Source organism: Pseudoalteromonas sp. 2CM28B, from assembly GCF_023161935.1.
The window spans coordinates 1-14768 of sequence record NZ_JALNTH010000031.1; the positions used below are offsets into that span (position 1 = coordinate 1).

12 protein-coding genes are annotated in these 14768 nt (G+C 42.1%); 7 read left to right on the top strand and 5 right to left on the bottom strand.

The window, feature by feature from the left end; genetic code table 11:
- Nucleotides 1-569: 569 nt before the first annotated feature.
- Nucleotides 570-1097 carry a sugar O-acetyltransferase gene (locus MTN96_RS27700; protein ID WP_036980694.1) on the bottom strand — a complete coding sequence of 176 codons (528 nt, stop codon included), beginning with the start codon at nucleotides 1095-1097 and terminating at the stop codon, nucleotides 570-572.
- A 162-nt stretch (nucleotides 1098-1259) separates the two neighbouring features.
- Here MTN96_RS27700 and MTN96_RS27705 point away from each other — a divergent pair, with 162 nt between their 5' ends.
- From MTN96_RS27705 to MTN96_RS27720, 4 genes are all read left to right on the top strand, one after another.
- Nucleotides 1260-2024 (top strand): DeoR/GlpR family DNA-binding transcription regulator, encoded by a 765-nt coding sequence (locus MTN96_RS27705; RefSeq protein ID WP_036980693.1) that lies wholly within the window; start codon nucleotides 1260-1262, stop codon nucleotides 2022-2024.
- Nucleotides 2025-2070: 46 nt separating this feature from the next.
- The gene (gene glmS / locus MTN96_RS27710) at nucleotides 2071-3891 is read left to right on the top strand and encodes a glutamine--fructose-6-phosphate transaminase (isomerizing) (RefSeq protein WP_248533491.1); all 1821 of its coding nucleotides are present in this window, start codon (nucleotides 2071-2073) and stop codon (nucleotides 3889-3891) included.
- Between the two features lie 110 nt (nucleotides 3892-4001).
- Nucleotides 4002-5192, top strand: coding sequence for an alpha/beta hydrolase-fold protein (locus MTN96_RS27715; RefSeq protein WP_036980691.1), 1191 nt, complete (start codon nucleotides 4002-4004; stop codon nucleotides 5190-5192).
- A 150-nt stretch (nucleotides 5193-5342) separates the two neighbouring features.
- Entirely contained in the window at nucleotides 5343-6650 is a 1308-nt protein-coding gene (locus MTN96_RS27720; protein WP_036980689.1) for a DEAD/DEAH box helicase, read from the top strand.
- Nucleotides 6651-6732: 82 nt separating this feature from the next.
- On the opposite strand, the gene MTN96_RS27725 is transcribed toward MTN96_RS27720, so the two are convergent.
- The 3 genes from MTN96_RS27725 to MTN96_RS27735 all read right to left on the bottom strand — a co-directional run bounded on the left by MTN96_RS27725 (nucleotide 6733) and on the right by MTN96_RS27735 (nucleotide 8444).
- Nucleotides 6733-7635, bottom strand: a complete 903-nt coding sequence (locus MTN96_RS27725) for a homocysteine S-methyltransferase family protein (protein WP_036980687.1) — start codon at nucleotides 7633-7635, stop codon at nucleotides 6733-6735.
- 176 nt (nucleotides 7636-7811) lie between these two features.
- Entirely contained in the window at nucleotides 7812-8057 is a 246-nt protein-coding gene (locus tag MTN96_RS27730; protein ID WP_036980685.1) for a DUF3297 family protein, read from the bottom strand.
- A gap of 63 nt (nucleotides 8058-8120) precedes the next feature.
- Entirely contained in the window at nucleotides 8121-8444 is a 324-nt protein-coding gene (locus MTN96_RS27735; RefSeq protein WP_308200739.1) for a putative sulfate exporter family transporter, read from the bottom strand.
- A gap of 123 nt (nucleotides 8445-8567) precedes the next feature.
- On the opposite strand from MTN96_RS27735, the gene MTN96_RS27740 reads away from it, so the two are divergent.
- From MTN96_RS27740 to MTN96_RS27750, 3 genes are all read left to right on the top strand, one after another.
- On the top strand, nucleotides 8568-10157 hold the full coding sequence (locus MTN96_RS27740) for an alkaline phosphatase (protein ID WP_248533493.1): 1590 nt from the start codon (nucleotides 8568-8570) through the stop codon (nucleotides 10155-10157).
- An 11-nt stretch (nucleotides 10158-10168) separates the two neighbouring features.
- Nucleotides 10169-11965 (top strand): alkaline phosphatase, encoded by a 1797-nt coding sequence (locus MTN96_RS27745; RefSeq protein WP_248533495.1) that lies wholly within the window; start codon nucleotides 10169-10171, stop codon nucleotides 11963-11965.
- Between the two features lie 120 nt (nucleotides 11966-12085).
- On the top strand, nucleotides 12086-12814 hold the full coding sequence (locus MTN96_RS27750) for a hypothetical protein (protein ID WP_248474557.1): 729 nt from the start codon (nucleotides 12086-12088) through the stop codon (nucleotides 12812-12814).
- Here the strand turns inward: MTN96_RS27750 and MTN96_RS27755 are convergent.
- Nucleotides 12789-14684, bottom strand: coding sequence for a monovalent cation:proton antiporter-2 (CPA2) family protein (locus MTN96_RS27755; RefSeq protein WP_248474556.1), 1896 nt, complete (start codon nucleotides 14682-14684; stop codon nucleotides 12789-12791). The two genes, MTN96_RS27750 and MTN96_RS27755, sit on opposite strands and share 26 nt — an antisense overlap.
- Nucleotides 14685-14768 lie beyond the last annotated feature (84 nt).

The window sequence follows — 14768 nt, forward strand, 5'->3', positions numbered from 1 at the left end:
ACCCCATGCCGAACTCAGTAGTGAAACGAAACAGCGCCGATGATAGTGTAGCATTTGCTATGTGAAAGTAGGACATTACCAGGCTCCAAATTGAGAAAGCCCGACTAGCAATAGTCGGGCTTTTTTACGTCTGCAGGAAAGTAAAAACGCAGGTGAAAGGTAAAAGGCATCAGGTAAAAGGAAAATAATAAGCGCCTAATGCCGACTCTATACATTTGCTATGTGGCTCTCTACCGCTGTGGGCACCACGACATCACCAAGCTCCAAATTGAGAAAGCCCGACTAGCAATAGTCGGGCTTTTTTACGTATGCAGGAAAGTGAAAGCGCAGGTGAAAGGTAAAGGGCATCAGGTAAAAGGAAAATAATAAGCGCCTAAAGCCGACTCTATACATCTGCTATGTGGCTCTCTACCGCTGTGGGCACCACGACACTCTACTGCGTAGCGCACCGACTCCAAATAAGAGAAAGCCCGACTAGAAATAGTCGGGCTTTTTTACGTCTGGAATAAAGTGAAAATATGGGTTCGAGGTATAAGGGTAAATGTGAGTCTAAGGCTTAACGATGATCCTTAGCACTTTCTTATTTCACGTGCTGGATTGCCGGCAACCACGGTATTTGATGCAATGCTCTTAGTTACCACTGAACCCGCACCAACAACAGTGTTATCACCAATGGTAACACCAGCTAACACAATAACTCCCGCGCCAATCCATACGTTATTACCTATAGAAATTGGTGCTGCAAAATTTTCTTTATTGAGGCGCTCAGTTGGGTTCACAGCATGTGAAACTGCTAATAGCTGAACATTAGGGCCAATTAAGCAGTCACTACCAATCTTAATCACTCCTTCATTAATTGGTGCATCTAATACAGTGCAGTTAATGTTTATAAAAGTACGATCACCTATATGTATTTGCGAGCCATAGTCACAATGAAAGCCCGCTTCAATAATTACTCCATCACCACAGTGTGAGCATAATTCTTTTATTCGCTTTAAATTACCTTTACTGGGGCTTTTATTAAATAAGCGGCAAATTTCGTGCACAGCTTTTCGCTGCGCTAGATTCTCTTTACTAATACTATTAAATGACTGCATATCAATTTTGTTTAACTTAAATAATGGTGCCTAGCTTAACCTACTTTATGCATGATGATAATTTGAATAAAATTGCTTTATTTTTATGCATTCACTTGCCATTTATAATGTTTCGTTTAAAATCCACTAACTTTCGAAACGAAACTTAATAGCAGTTACTTAATGACCAAACGAAACACTCAGCAACGCCGTCATCTGATCCTTAGCCAAGTAAATGAGCTTGGTGAAGTGGCCGTTGAGACTCTTGCTGAACAGTTTCAAACATCAGAAGTAACCATTCGAAAAGACTTAACCGCGCTTGAAAAAAGTGGCTTGTTGCTGCGCCGTTATGGTGGAGCTATTGCGCTACCAAAAGAGATTGTAAGCGATGAGATTGATTCTAAGCGCAAAGTAGCCATTGCTCAGGCAGCAGCGGCGCTTATAAAAGATCATAACCGCATTATTATTGACAGCGGGCGTACAACAGCAGCGATGATCCCTGAGTTGGCTACCAAGCAGGGGTTAGTTGTTATGACGAACGCGATTAAAGTAGCAACGCGTTTATTAGCACTTGAAAACGAGCCAACCCTTTTGATGACAGGTGGCACGTGGGATCCGCATTCAGAATCGTTTCAAGGGCAAGTAGCCGAAAATGTACTATGCTCATATGATTTTGATCAGCTGTTCATTGGTGCCGATGGCATTGATGTAGCACGAGGAACAACCACGTTTAATGAACTTGTTGGGCTAAGCCAAGTGATGGCTAAAGCGGCGCGTGAAGTTATTGTGCTGGTTGAGTCAGAAAAAATCGGCCGAAAAATACCAAATTTAGAATTACCGTGGCAAACAGTAACCACATTAATAACCGACAGTGGCTTAGCGCATGATAAACGCGCAGCGATTGAGGCATGTGGTGTAAAACTAATTTGCGCAGAGATTATGGATTAGTAACTACGCCGTGAGTTGCTAGAATTAAAAAATTAATGGAGACACTATGTGTGGAATCGTTGGGGCTGTTGCAGAACGTCCAGTAAATAAAATCTTAGTTGAAGGCCTTAAACGTCTTGAGTACCGTGGTTATGACTCAGCAGGTGTAGCTTTACTTGAGGGTAATACTCTTAATACAGTTAAAGCAGTTGGTAAGGTTGTAAACTTAGAATCAGCACTTGAACAAGCTGGTGTTAGCGGTCACACAGGTATTGCACACACTCGTTGGGCAACTCATGGCGGTGTAACTGAAGCCAATGCTCACCCACATGTTTCAAGCAATCAATTAGCGCTTGTACATAACGGTATCATTGAAAACCACGCAAGTTTGCGTGCAGCACTTAAAGGCGACGGTTACGAGTTTTTATCAGATACCGACACCGAAGTAATGGTGCATTTAATTCATCAGTTACGTCAGCAGCACACCACTTTATTAGCGTCAGTTCAAGCTGCTGTTAAACAGTTTGAAGGTGCATTTGGTACAGTTGTGTTCGATAAAGCGAATGATAACGAAATTATTGTAGCGCGCTCAGGCAGCCCGTTAGTTATTGGTTTAGGCCTTGGTGAAAACTTTATTGCTTCTGATCAACTTGCATTATTACCGGTGACTCGCAGCTTTATCTTCTTAGAAGAAGGTGATGTAGCGCGCATTACTCGCGACACAGTAGAAATTTTTGATGCCGATGGCAACGCGGTTGAGCGTGAAGTTGTTGAATCAAACATTACACAAGATGCATCAGGTAAAGGTGATTACCGTCACTACATGTTAAAAGAAATTTATGAGCAACCACTTGCAGTACGTAACACCCTTGAAGGACGTTTAAACGATGACCGCGTAGCGATTGATGCTTTTGGCGACAGCGCACAGCAAATATTTAAAGATGTAAAACACGTACAAATTATTGCCTGTGGTACGTCATACCACTCAGGTATGGTTGCTCGTTACTGGCTTGAGCAATTTGCAGGTGTTAGTTGTAACGTAGAAATAGCCTCTGAGTTTCGTTACCGCCAATCGTATGTACACGAAAACAGCCTACTTGTGACTATTTCACAATCGGGTGAAACAGCCGATACGCTAGCAGCACTGCGCTTAGCCAAAGAGCAAGGCTATATGGGGTCAATGACTATTTGTAACGTACCAGCCTCATCGCTTGTACGCGAATCCGACCTTGCCTTTATGACCAAAGCAGGCGCTGAAATTGGTGTAGCCTCTACTAAAGCATTTACTACGCAGCTTGTTGGTTTGTTAATGCTTACTGCGTCTATTGCGCAAGAGAAAGGCTTAGATCAAAGCACGATTGTTAACGCTATTAAATTACTTCCTGCTAAATTAGAAGAAACGCTACTATTGGCTGATGGCATTGCTGACCTTGCAGAAGAGTTTGCTGATAAGCATCACTCACTGTTTTTAGGTCGCGGTTCACAATACCCAATTGCAATGGAAGGCGCGCTTAAGCTTAAAGAGATTTCATACATTCACGCAGAAGCCTATGCAGCAGGTGAGCTTAAACACGGCCCATTAGCACTGATTGATGCCGACATGCCAATTATTGTTGTAGCACCAAACAACGAGCTGCTTGAAAAGCTTAAATCAAACGTAGAAGAAGTACGTGCACGTGGCGGCATCATCTATGTATTCGCTGATAAAGATTCACACTTTGAGTCAGACGACACAATGCGTGTAATCAACGTAAACCACGTAGACGACGTAATTGCTCCTGTTGTATATACAATTCCACTACAGTTGCTGTCGTACTATGTAGCGGTCATTAAAGGCACAGATGTTGACCAACCACGTAACTTAGCAAAATCGGTTACAGTTGAGTAAAATCAACAGGTTATAGTTTTTTATTAATGTTAAAAAAGCGCTTAAGGCGCTTTTTTTGTGCCTGAAACTCTGTTAGCTTAAGTAACTTATTATTCTCTAAGGGATTAGTCATGCGTTTATTAACCGTTATTTTTTTTGTTAGCTTTAGTATTTTTAGTTCACAAAGTGCCTTTGCACAAGCTAGCATTAAACAGCAAAGTGCTGATTATTCTCAGTACACACATACATTTAAATCTACTGTTTTAAATGAAGAACGCACTGTTGTTGTACAGTTACCAAAGAGCTATCAAGCTGAGCCAAATAAGGTATATCCTGTCATATATCGCTTAGATGGCGCGGGTAATATACCGCTTGCTAGTGCTGTTATTGAGCGTTTACAAAATGATAATCGTGCGCCTGAGGTTATTATTGTCGCTATTGAAAACACTAATCGACTTAGAGATATGTATCCTACAGTGAACAAGGAACCACAAGGGCCTGTCGGTGAAGGGGGCGGCGCGGCAAAGTTTTTAGCGTTCTTTGAACAAGAGCTCATTCCTTTAGTAAATAAGAACTATCGCACGCATGACTATAAGGTTATTGCTGGCGCATCTGCTGGTGGTGTATTTGCGCTGTATGCGTTGCAGGCCAAATCTGAGTTATTTCAAGCGCATATTGCGTATAGCCCTGCTGTTTGGTGGAATTATGGCGCAATGGTAAAAAGCACAAAATCATTTATAACTAAAACGAAAGACCTGAATAACTACGTTTACATCAATATCGGCGAAGAAGCCGGCATAATGCGGGAAAGGTATGATGAATTGCTGCAAGGTATGCAATCGCCTAAAGTGCGGGGGTTACGCTTTTTTAATGATGCGTTTGATGGTATCTCACATGGCTTAACCTCTGTTGCTGGCGTATTTAATGCCTATTACAACTTATTTTTACCTAAGCAAATGCCAATCAGTGCTTTAACTGACGATGTAGCTTCTATTGATGCTTATTATCAAACATTATCTCAGCAATGGGGCGAGCAAATATCACCACCGGATCGCGCTGTTAGATCGCTCGGTTATAACTTAACGGGCAGCAAGCAGTTTACCCGCGCTATAGAGGTGTTTAAGTACAATATAAAAAACTACCCAAAATCAGCTGATGCGCTTTCTGCCCTATCTTATGGCTATGAAATGCAAGGTGATACTCGTCAAGCACTTGAACAGATGGAGTCTGCTTTAGCCATTGCAGATGACTCATATCCTTATATAAATTATTTAAGAGAAACAAAAGCTAGGTTGCAGGCAGAGTTTGATAAGCGTAACTAGGGTTTTTAGTTACTGTTAAATAAAAACGACGCGCAAGCGTCTTTTTATTAGTTGTAGTTAAATATTATTTAAATCACTAATCTCTACTTAATAGCTGCTAAATACGCTAAAATTACAGGCTACTTTTTTAGCAATAAGCCCGTAATAAATATGACCTCAGCCGCAAGCCCTAGTACTTTTAACGATCTTGGCCTTATTCCAGAGCTAATTGCTCGTTTAACTGATTTACAATATAGCCAGCCTACGCCAATTCAAGCTAAGGCGATCCCAAGTGTACTTGCTGGTAGCGATTTAATTGCGGGGGCAAATACCGGCTCAGGTAAAACAGCAACGTTTGCCTTGCCTATGCTACAAACGCTATTTTTAGCGCAAGGTGCTAAAAAAACTGCTAGCAAAGATAACTTTGTTTCAGGGCTTATTTTGGTACCTACCCGTGAGCTTGCAACGCAAGTAGCTGATAATGTTAAATCGTATTCTGCACACTTTAATGGCGCCATTAAAACGGTGGCGGTATTTGGTGGTGTGTCGGTTAATACCCAGATGCAGGCACTTCGCGGTGGTGCTGATATTATCGTAGCAACCCCAGGGCGTTTACTCGATTTAATCTCAAGCAACGCCATTAAGCTTGATAAAGTAAATACCTTAGTGCTTGATGAAGCCGACCGCTTATTAAGCTTAGGCTTTACCGAAGAGTTGGCTAACTTATTAGCGCTTATGCCTGCTAAAAAGCAAACCATGTTGTTTTCAGCTACTTTCCCAGAGCAAGTAACGCTTTTAACGCAATCGCTGTTAAATAATCCGGTTGAAATACAAGTTCAGAGTAAAGACGAAAGCACCTTAGTACAGCGCGTATTTACAGTTAATAAAGGCGAAAAAACCACGGTTTTAGCGCATTTAATTAAGCAGCACAAATGGCGCCAAGCGCTGATATTTGTCAACGCTAAAAAAGATTGTGAGCACTTAGCCAGCAAGCTTGAAAAGCGCGGCGTGAATGCACAAGTATTCCATGGTGATAAAGGCCAAAGTGAGCGTACTCGCGTAATCGAAAAATTTAAAGCGGGCGAAATAGAAGTACTTATTGCCACCGATATAGCAGCCCGTGGTTTAGATATTGCCAAACTGCCTGTTGTTATTAACTTTAACTTACCGCGCAGCCCCGCTGATTACATGCACCGTATTGGCCGCAGCGGCCGTGCCGGTGAAGTTGGCCTAGCGTTATCGTTAATTGATTATGAAGACTTCCATCACTTTAGAATTATCGAAAAGAAAAATAAACTACGCTTAGAGCGCGAAGAGGTAGCAGGCTTTGCAGTAAACCAAGCGAATCTTGATGCAGCTGATGCGCTTAAAAACGATAAACCCATGGCCAAGCCCGAAGGCACCGGCAAGAAAAAGAAAAAAAATAAAGCTAACCCAGAAAATGATGTGTGGAGTGGCTGGCGAGGCCGTTCTAAATAATACAAGGGCTCGATTGGGTATTGGGAATCAGTCAATAAGCTCGAAAGGGATTCTCGATACTTTTGTAATTAAATAAATGATATTAAAGCGCTTCAATATCGCTTTTCCACTTTACCAGCGCTGCTATGAATTCGGGGCCAATACCACAGCAGCCGCCAATAATTGTTGCGCCTAGGCTATGCCATTGCTTTGCAAACGCTACATACTCAGCGGGTGATAAGTCGCGGTAACCTTGCGAGCCTTCATTGGCTTTATAATCGCTGGCGATTGGTGTAAAACCATTTGCAAAGACTCCTAAATCAAGATGTTTATTTTGCTTGGCTAATACCGCGTTGGTATCGCTAAAGGCTTGCTCTATAACCTCAGGAATAGAGCAGTTGAAGAGTATGCCCGTTATATTATGTTCGAGTAATGCTAAGATAGCGTCGGATACTAATTCACCAGAGCGCAATGTCGCTTGTTCGCTTACTTCATCATTTAAGGTAAATGCGTAATAACATGGTTTGTTTGAATTCTTAAGTACCCTTGCCATAACCCGCGACTCTTCAATGTTTGATATGGTTTCACCAATCCAAACATCTACATATTCATCCTGTGCTTTATACAGGGTATTTAAAATAGTAAATGCGCGTTCACTTTGAAAAAAATCAGCACGGTACGATCCAAATGCGGGTGGCAATGAACCCGCAACTAGCACGTTTTGATTAGTGTTTTGAGCTGCTTTTTTTGCAATTACAGCAGCTTGCTGTGCAAGTGCTGCACCTTGTGCTTGGTAAAGCGTTTCACCTAAATGAAAGGGGACACACGCATAGCTATTTACTGTAATAATTTCAGCGCCCACACTTATGAAAGCTTGATGCGCTTGAGTTACACATTGTGGTGCTTCTATTAAAGCTTGTGCACTCCAAAGTGGCTGTGAAAATGGCGCGCCCATGCGTTTAAGTTCACAACCCATGCCGCCATCTAATATTATTAATTTGCTTATAATAGACTTTTATACGTCTAAATGGTTGGGCTATTCAAACATACTTTTTGAAAATTCATAATGAAACTTCATCAGGTTGAGTATGAAAAAAGTTCAACATGTTAAAGCTGTTTTTAAAAGGCACAAAAAAAGCGACTACCCAGTAAGGTGTCGCTTTTCTTTTTACAAGTAAGCAATTACTTGTAAAACGCTTCTACCGTGCCTTTTACTTTCATAAGTAAAGGTTGGCCGCGGCGGTCTAGCGCTTTAGGTGCGGCAATTTTAATCCAGCCTTCGCTAATGCAGTATTCTTCTACATCAAAGCGCTCTTTACCGTTTAACTTTACGCCAATTTCGTGTTCAAACACTTCTTCTACGTAATGCTTGCTGCGTGGATTAATAGAAAGCTGATCAGGTAATGCTGGTTTTGTTGAATCGGTCATGATTTTAATCTTTATTAAAAAGTGATGCGCTATTGTAGGCAATCCACTCAATACGCTCAAGGTTTAACTACACAATACAAAGCCAAGTATTAACAGTGGTATCCAAATTGTTTCAGCAACAATCATTATTATTGGTTTTAAGCCCACCTCGGTGAGTTTGCCTAAGTTTGTTTTTATACCAATAGCGGCTATGGCGGCAATTAAAAAGAATCGAGAAAGCTCGTTAGCGGTTTCGAGCACGATAGCTGGTAGGTTAAAGGTGCTGTTAATAAGCATTAAAATAACAAAGCCAATTAAAAATCCGGGTACTTTTGGCAACTCGCCATGGTTACCTTTATTTGAGCGGTTAACCGCTGCGCTTTTTTTGTGTCTTAATTTTGTAATGATTTAGTCATTTTTTTTTAATTAAAAATACGCTTAGAGGTCACATCTGTTTTTTATAGTGCTGCGGTTACTTATTTGAGGCTTAGGCTTCAAGCAAAAATAACCACTACATAATGGGAATTACGGATGAAAATTAAAAAAGTTGCTGCGGCAATCGCACTAACCTGTGCGTTTAGTGCCGTTAGTCATGCCAATGTTTTACCGCAAAGTCAAAAAGACAGCAGCTGGTACAGCGCTGCCCAAGCAAAACTAACAACAAAAACAACGCAAGCGCAGGCAATTAAAAACACTAAAGCTAAAAATGTTATTTTGTTTGTGGGCGACGGTATGGGTGTATCTACCCTTACCGCAGCACGTATTTTACAAGGGCAAAGAGCGGGCAACTTAGGTGAAGAAGGTTATTTAAGCTTTGAAAAGTTCCCGTACTCAGCACAAGTAAAAACATACAACGTAGATGCACAAACACCGGATTCTGCAGGCACAATGACTGCGATGATCTCAGGGGTTAAAACCGATGTAGGTGTTATTGGTGTTGATGAAGAAATTGAGCGCGGTGAGTGCTCAACGGTGGCTGGTAATGAGTTACTTACAGCCACTGAGCTTGCTGAAATTAAAGGCCTAGCAACAGGAATTATCTCTACTGCCCGCATTACCCATGCAACGCCTGCGGCAACCTATGCTAAATCGGCTGATCGCAACTGGGAAGATATCTCAGACATGCCTGAGGCAGCAGTGAATGCTGGCTGTGAAGATATTGCCTCACAGCTGGTTAATTTTGAAAAAAACCTAGAAGCACGCTTTGTCGGAACCGATGTTGATGGCTTAGATTTTGTTATGGGTGGCGGCCGTCGTCACTTTTTACCAAAAGAGGCCGCGGCAAATTCTACTGATGCTATGAGCGCAGTAGAAGGCGATCGTACCGATGAGCGTAACCTTGTTACTGAGTGGCAAACACAATATCCAAATGGCACTTATGTGATGGATCAAGCTGGGTTTGATGCTATTGCCGATGACGCCACTAAAGTATTTGGCTTATTTAACGAATCGCATATGCAATACGAAGCTGACCGTGCAAACGATATAGCTGGTGAGCCGTCGCTTACCAATATGACCACCAAAGCGATTGATGTACTGGGTAAAAACGAAAAAGGCTTTTTCTTAACCGTAGAGTCGGGCCGTATTGACCATGCTCACCATGCGGGTAACGCATACAATGCACTTAATGACACCATTGAATTTGCAAAAGCAGTACAAGCTGCCGTTGATAACACCAATCCAGAAGAAACCCTTATTTTAGTTACAGCTGACCACAGCCATGTATTTACTATTGCAGGGTACCCTAAACGTGGTAACCCAATTTTAGGTAAAGTGGTTGCTGTAGGGCAAACTACACCAACGCTAGCTGCTGATAACATGCCATACACCACAGTAGGTTATGCAAACGGCCTCGGTTTTAGAAACTTAATCGATGAAACGGATGCGGACGCAAGCTATGAAACAGCTGCGGTTGCAGGACGTGTTGAGCTAAATGGTGTTGATACAACAACGCCAGGTTTTCACCAAGAAACCACGGTACCACTGAGCTCTGAAACACACGCAGGTGAAGATATTTCACTGCATGCAACCGGACCGGGTGCTCACCTAGCTCAAGGTGTTATTGAGCAAAACGTTGTATTTCATTTAATAAATCAAGCTCTTGAACTAACTCAGCAATAATGGCGGCTCACATGAATAAATTAACAGTACTTTCTTTAGCAGTAATGGTCGCATTAACGGGGTGTTCGAGTGATGACGACAAAAACAGCAATAATATTTTAGCGGTCGATCTCCCAATTGCAGTGGGATCTGCGCAATGTATCAATGGCGGCGTAGAAACACAAAGCGGTGTTGATACCAATACAAACGGGCAATTAGAGGGCAACGAAGTAACGCACACTAACTTAGTCTGTAACGACCCAGCCACCTCATTAACGAGTGAGCAGCTGGCGTCTCTTAGCAATAACGTATGGTTTAGTGATGCACAAACTAAGCTCGCCGGCGCGCAAGATGCTGCAAGTAAAGTGGTAACTGAATCGGGTAAAGCTAAAAATGTGATCTTGTTTGTTGGCGATGGAATGGGTATTTCTACTGTGACAGCTGCTCGTATTTTAGCGGGGCAATTACAGGGTGAAATGGGTGAAGATCACCAATTAAGCTTTGAAACCATGCCGTACTCTGGGTTTGTAAAAACCTATAATGTGGATGCACAAACGCCAGATTCTGCCGGTACAATGACGGCAATGGCCTCAGGTGTAAAAACCGATGTGGGTGTAATTGGTATAGACGAAGCGGTTGAACGTGGTAGTTGTACATCAGGCAAAGGACATGAGCTTGTTACGTCATTAGAGCTGGCTGAGATTGCCGGTAAGTCTACGGGTATTGTTTCTACTGCGCGTATTACCCATGCAACACCTGCGGCAACCTACGCTAAATCGGCAGACCGTAACTGGGAAGATATTTCAGATATGCCTGCTTCTGAGTCAGCTAATTGTGAAGATATTGCCTCACAGCTGGTTAACTTTGAAAAGAACCTAGAAGCACGTTTTAGTGGTGTTGATGTAGACGGAATTGAAGTGGTTATGGGTGGCGGGCGTCGTCACTTTTTACCAAAAGATGCCGCGTTTAACTCAGCTGATGCTGTTAGTGCTGTAGAGGGCGATCGTACAGATAATCGCGACTTAACCGCCGAGTGGAAAACGCAATATCCAAATGGTGCTTATGTGATGGATCAAGCGGGTTTTGCTGCTATTGATGCAACCACAACTGAGCGTGTATTTGGTTTATTTAATGAATCTCACATGCAGTACGAAGCCGACCGTGGCAATGATATTGCAGGCGAGCCTTCATTATCACAAATGACCGAAAAAGCGATTGATGTGCTTGATAATAACGAGCAAGGGTTTTTCTTAACGGTTGAGTCGGGACGTATTGACCACGCGCATCATGCGGGTAATGCATACAACGCACTTAACGATACTGTAGAGCTGGCTAAAGCAGTAAAAGTAGCGATGGAAAACACCAACCCAGAAGAGACGCTAATTGTAGTAACAGCCGATCACAGTCACGTATTTACCATTGCGGGTTACCCTAAACGCGGTAACCCAATTTTAGGTAAAGTGGTTGGTGTAGGGCAAACAGAGCCCAGCCTTGCTGCCGACGATATGCCTTATACTACAGTTGGTTACACTAATGGTTTGGGTTACAGAGACCTAGGTGCAGAAACCGATGCTGATGCATCTTACTTAGCAGCACCCGTTACAGGGCGTGTTGATTTAAGTAATGTTGATACTACAACGCCAGGTTTTCACCAAGAGGCACTTGTGCCACTATCATCAGAAACTCACGCAGGCGAAGATGTAGGTGTGTATGCAATGGGCCCTGGGGCGCATTTAGTAACAGGTACTAATGAGCAAAGCTTTTTATTCCATGTTATGGACTTTGCCGCTGACTTTGTAAAAGCCGCGGATGAAAAAGTAGCGCAATAAACCTTGCGATATAAAACAACCCGCACACTGTGTGGGTTTTTTTATGTCATTAAACTGCCATTATTTTTGGTTATGATAAAGGCAATTAAGCTAAAAGCGATTAACTAAAGAGATAGCCCAATGAAAAAAGTATTTTTAATAATGAGCGCATTATTTAGCGCAAGCAGCTTTGCTGAGCAGTGCGATATAAATCCACAGGTATTAAAAGCCACTTACACTATTATTAATAAGGCTCCACAAACGCTTAAAAATAATAAGGCAAACAGCCAAACTCTCATCCTTTGGCGAAATGAGCAACAAGTGGCGCACCAAAGCCAAGTTATTACAGAGCTTTGGCAGTATACTAGCAACAATCAAATACGACCTATTCGTTATTTTAATGCGCAGCAGCGCGGTATTGAATATCAGCCATCAGAGGTGCAAGGAGTGCAAAACTGGAGTGCAAAAGTACAGCTGGTAGATAATCATCTCATTAAAAAAATGACATTAGTAAGCACCGAAGGCGAAGGCTGCAACGAAATAAAAAATTACAGCTTAGAAGAAAATAACTCTCAGTATAACTTGGCATTTTTTACCCATTCAAAACTAGTAAAAACATTTAGTATTAGTAACCTAGCGAATAAAGCAAGCACGTCGCTTAGCTTAGACGCGGTGCAAAATGACACACCAGCTATTAAGGCTCAGTTTGCAAAATGGGATAACTTTCAAACCACCGACTATGCCGACATTGGCGATAACGAAAGCGACCCATTTTTAGCAAAAATGATTAACCTAGGTTTTATAGAGCACGGCGCCACCGGTTTTTATAATCCTCAAGGTGAGGCTATTCAAGGTGGGCATCACCATTAGGTCGTTTTTTAGGCTTAGCAGAGTCTTCTGTTAAGCCATTTTCATAATCGTTGGCATCACAGGTATTTAAATTTTGCTGTGCTTGCTTATCTTGCTGTAATACCTGTTTTAAATCTTCCATACGTTGGCGTACTGCAACGCCGTAGCTGGCATCATCTCCCCAAAGCTCAGAAAGTTGTAACACAGATGCACGGTCATGATCCCTAAATAATTTACCAGCACGCTCAGCGTCTTCTTTGCTATTGCCAAGTAGCTGCAGTGATTCTATGGCTAAGTTAATGGCTGAGTCGACGGTTTCGCGGTTAAATGCATCCACTTTTAGATTCAGTAATTGATACGCATGGCGACGATCGATTGCGCGCGCCACTATTTTTAATTGGGGGTAGTTTTTATGTGCCAGCTTAATAATTTCAATGGTTTTATCTGGGTTATCAATCGCAACAACCAGCATTTGTGCTGTATGCGCGCCCGCGGCTTCAAGCAGTTCTTGGCGAGCAGCATCACCGTAAAATACAGTGTTACCAAAGCGGCGCAGCAGTTCTATTTGGCTTGGGCTGTGATCAAGTACGGTAATTTCGTAGCCTTGTGCATGTAATAAACGTCCCATAATTTGCCCAAAGCGGCCATAGCCCGCAATAATTACGTGTTTAGCGGTATTTATTTGTTCTGGTTTATCAAACTCAGGCTTAGTGCTACTACTGCGTTTTTGTATTTGTTCATACAGCATCAGTAATAAAGGGGCTATCAACATAGATACCGCAACCACTAAGGTCACTAGACTGGTTTGTTCTGGGGTTAAAATACTTAATGTGGTGCTCACGCTTAAAAGTACAAAAGCAAATTCACCACCTTGTGCTAGTGCCAATGTAAACAATAGTTTTTGCTTTGAGCTAATTTTAAATGTGACAGCAAGGGCAAACAAAATGAAGGCTTTAATGACAATTAATAAGGCAACTAAAGCAACCACGGTACTAAATTGATTAAATAATAGCTCAAAATTAATTGAAGCCCCCACAGTGATAAAAAATAGTCCCAGTAATAATCCTTTAAAGGGCTCTATGTCGGCTTCTAATTCGTGTCTAAATTCACTTTCGGCCAATACTACACCGGCTAAAAAAGTACCTAAAGCAGGTGATAGGCCAATACTGTGCATTACAAGCGAAATAGCCACGACTAAAAACAATGCAAAAATAGTGAATATTTCACGCATGTGAGTTTGTGCTATGTATCTAAACAGTGGTGCCGACACATATTTACCACCAGCAATGATAGCGGCAATAACGCCAACAGAGACGCCTACTTGTTGCCAAACAGGCCAGCCTGCAATGATTGAATCGCTAATTTGTTTTGAACTACTTGGTGCAGCAAAGGCCAGTAAGGGGAGTAGCGCTAAAATAGGAATAATGGCGATATCTTGAAATAATAAAACCGAAAATGCATTTTGCCCAGCTTCTTGCTTTAACCAGCCTTTTTCTTCGAGGCTCTGCAATACAATTGCGGTAGAGGAAAGTGCCAGCATTAAACCAATGGCCAATGCGGTTTGCCAATGCATGCTAAAAAACCAATAACAAAAGGCAAAAATAACCGCCGCAGTTAGCACCACTTGTAAGCCACCAAGCCCTAAAATAGAATGCCGAAGCTTCCATAGTCGTGAGGGTTGTAGTTCAAGTCCGACTAAAAATAGCATCATCACTACGCCAAATTCGGCAAAGTGCATTATATCGGTTTGATCCCCTACGACTCCCAATGCATAGGGACCAATTAGTATGCCAGCAATTAAATAACCCAGTACTGATCCTAAGCCAAGTCGTTTGGCAATAGGAACAGCTACAATGGCGGCGGCTAAATAAATTAAAGCAATTTCTAACACGCATTTATCCTAATAATTTCAAGACATTTATCATGGCTTAGGTGTTAGTAAAATACAATAACGGATGTAATGAACTGCCATTTA

What these genes read in the sequence shown, in the direction of transcription:
- MTN96_RS27700 (WP_036980694.1), bottom strand. Translation starts at nt 1,097, where the DNA reads ATGCAGTCATTTAATAGTATTAGTAAAGAGAATCTAGCGCAGCGAAAA.
- MTN96_RS27705 (WP_036980693.1), top strand. Translation starts at nt 1,260, where the DNA reads ATGACCAAACGAAACACTCAGCAACGCCGTCATCTGATCCTTAGCCAA.
- glmS (WP_248533491.1), top strand. Translation starts at nt 2,071, where the DNA reads ATGTGTGGAATCGTTGGGGCTGTTGCAGAACGTCCAGTAAATAAAATC.
- MTN96_RS27715 (WP_036980691.1), top strand. Translation starts at nt 4,002, where the DNA reads ATGCGTTTATTAACCGTTATTTTTTTTGTTAGCTTTAGTATTTTTAGT.
- MTN96_RS27720 (WP_036980689.1), top strand. Translation starts at nt 5,343, where the DNA reads ATGACCTCAGCCGCAAGCCCTAGTACTTTTAACGATCTTGGCCTTATT.
- MTN96_RS27730 (WP_036980685.1), bottom strand. Translation starts at nt 8,057, where the DNA reads ATGACCGATTCAACAAAACCAGCATTACCTGATCAGCTTTCTATTAAT.
- MTN96_RS27740 (WP_248533493.1), top strand. Translation starts at nt 8,568, where the DNA reads ATGAAAATTAAAAAAGTTGCTGCGGCAATCGCACTAACCTGTGCGTTT.
- MTN96_RS27745 (WP_248533495.1), top strand. Translation starts at nt 10,169, where the DNA reads ATGAATAAATTAACAGTACTTTCTTTAGCAGTAATGGTCGCATTAACG.
- MTN96_RS27750 (WP_248474557.1), top strand. Translation starts at nt 12,086, where the DNA reads ATGAAAAAAGTATTTTTAATAATGAGCGCATTATTTAGCGCAAGCAGC.